This is a genomic window from Salinivibrio sp. IB643 (genome assembly GCF_001996105.1).
Taxonomy (GTDB): domain Bacteria; phylum Pseudomonadota; class Gammaproteobacteria; order Enterobacterales; family Vibrionaceae; genus Salinivibrio; species Salinivibrio costicola.
In genome coordinates this window covers 1-2,349 of sequence record NZ_MUFF01000075.1, presented here as the reverse complement: position 1 = coordinate 2,349, position 2,349 = coordinate 1, and the positions used below count along the sequence as shown (strand labels likewise).

At 36.3% G+C, this 2,349-nt stretch carries 4 protein-coding genes; all 4 read left to right on the top strand.

The window, feature by feature from the left end; all coding sequences use genetic code 11:
- The first annotated feature begins 504 nt into the window (after window positions 1-504).
- Window positions 505-819 (top strand): hypothetical protein, encoded by a 315-nt coding sequence (locus tag BZG77_RS14465; protein WP_077647743.1) that lies wholly within the window; start codon window positions 505-507, stop codon window positions 817-819.
- Window positions 819-1,412 (top strand): hypothetical protein, encoded by a 594-nt coding sequence (locus tag BZG77_RS14460; protein WP_077647742.1) that lies wholly within the window; start codon window positions 819-821, stop codon window positions 1,410-1,412. The genes BZG77_RS14465 and BZG77_RS14460 overlap by 1 nt, the downstream gene beginning before the upstream one ends.
- Window positions 1,363-1,635 (top strand): ABC-three component system middle component 6, encoded by a 273-nt coding sequence (locus BZG77_RS15275; protein WP_443216246.1) that lies wholly within the window; start codon window positions 1,363-1,365, stop codon window positions 1,633-1,635. Before BZG77_RS14460 ends, BZG77_RS15275 begins: the two co-directional genes overlap by 50 nt.
- Window positions 1,626-2,349: hypothetical protein (locus tag BZG77_RS14450; protein ID WP_198532440.1), on the top strand; the 724-nt coding region annotated here is incomplete at its 3' end. The genes BZG77_RS15275 and BZG77_RS14450, both read left to right, overlap by 10 nt.

Below are 2,349 nucleotides of genomic sequence, written 5' to 3'. Positions count from 1 at the left end.
ACGTTGGCTCGTTTTATCCACCTGGACAGAGTCGACAGTCCATGGCGGAATCAGTCCAAGGATCGCTTGATAGAGTGCTGTATCTTTCATCTGATTCAGGGCTCAAGTGCAGAGTGTTTCCTTATTGTCCAATTAATCGGAAAATTTGAAAAGAAACACTTTCCACCACATCCGGTGAAGAGCCTTATTCATACAGCTTATTGGTAAGGAAAGCCAAATGGTGTGCACGCTTTTTCGAGGCACATTCACATTATCGCCGAAAGAGAAAATATTAATACAATATAATCATAGGGTTACAATTTATCCTTTGGGGATAATGTGAACGCCTTGGCCGGGATAGGCGGCATGCACACTTTCGCAGACAAGGTGATTGCTTCAAGCGGTAAAAATGTGTTTAATTATAGGTAGTTAGTTAAAAAATGACGCGTATAACGGTTTTGACAAATCGAGCACGCGCACTAATACAATGTTATGCAAAATAGCATCAGATAAGGATAAATGAATATGCTTAAGTTTTTATCAGGAACTGTTAAAGCTGGTTTTGGATTGGCAGCAATTTCAGCAGCTGTCTTTTGGTCTGTGCATCAGGGTTTTATACAAGCAAATGCGTTTTCAGCTATGACACCAGAGCAAACATTTAAAGCATTTATTTGGTCCTCTGGAATAGCGGGAGTATTGCTATTATTTGCTATCCTTATATCATCAGCAACGAGGTCAAACGGAAAATCAATTACTGCTGATAATGGTGGTATTGCTGTTGATAATTCTGGCTTTTTAAACTTTTTTAAGTTATTTAGAAATAAATCGGATGAAAAATAATGGCAAATAAGGACATTAAATCCGATCGTGGTGGTCTGGCATATGATGGGTCTGGTTTTGGTAATAGTCCAACTTTCAACCTGAACCATGTCGCTAGATTTAGCTCACTTCTTAACCCTCTTCTGGAGAAAATAATTGAAAATTATGATCCCGAAATGGAGGCCAATAGTATCCGTGAGCTGCCTGACCCAGATGAGAAGCTAGATTTTAATAATGTAAGAGTGTTTTCTGAAGAAATCATCGACTGTGTTGGTTTTTTAACGCTAGTAGAAGAGCAAATTGATGCGATTGATGATGAGGACCCTGGAGCAAAAAATAAGTTTCTAAGGTCTATACATCAAAATTATAAGAATCATCGCCGACAACTTCTGATTCATGAGAGAGTAGGAATTAAAGATAAAGATTCAGTGGTTTCGACTATTCGAAATAACTCAGATCGTCTTTTGCAACAAGTTACTGATTCAATTTTAGAGAATGCAAGAATTGATTTTCATGCAATCCCAGTGGAAGACGTTCGTGACTCAGCAAACTTGATAGTTTGCTATGGGTTTATCAATTGTAAAATATTGGAGAGGCCTGATGATTATTCATGATATATCTGAGCCTCAAAAAAGCTTATATGTAATAGGGGGTTCTATTCTTTCAGTTCTAAGGGAATCGAATGAGAAGTCTTTTGATCCTATAAGGCTATTTGGCCTATTACATAATAGCAATAGCAAAGTTTCTTTAACTTACTTTTATTTGGGCCTTGATTGGTTGTATCTGCTGAATGCAATTGAGCTGGATGGCTTCGGAAATATAAAATTATGCAGCTAATTAATTTAAAAGTATTTTGCGACGAGATAATAGTTCGTGAAATTCAATTCAAAGACGGAATCAACATAATTACCAATATTGAGGACGATGGTAACCAGATTGGGAAAAGCACTGCGCTAAGAGTATTAAACTTTTGCTTAGGCTCCGATGGGAAGAGTATTTGGCATGACCCAGAGTCACGAACGAAAAATGAAGCAATTGAAGATCTGGTTACTGGTGGAAGGGTGTTGTTTTCACTAGATATGTGCATAAACAAAAAGAACTACACAATTAATCGTAGAATACATAAGGTTCAGCAAAAAACTCGCACTGTTCAAAAAATATATTCATCTATTAATGATGATGAATTTGATACAAATGCAAAATTTAAAGCAGCGTTAGCCCCGATCCTAGGGTTTAGTATTACTAATCCTACCTATTCTTCAATTAAGAATCGTTTTGTTCGTTTAGATAAAAAAACTGCCTCTAATATCTATCGATATCTAAACTCAAATACTAGTGACCAGCAATATATTTTGTATTACTCATATCTGTTTGGATTTTCTGGGCATAGTGATCTTGCTAGTGAGATTCAGTTTGGGGAAGAACGAAACCAAAGAAATGATAGAATTTCAATGCTGTTGAATGGAAGGACGGAGCAAGACTATAAAGATAAACTTAAATCTATCGATGATGAAATAGAGATATTAAAGAATAAAGAAGAGAATAAAGAAG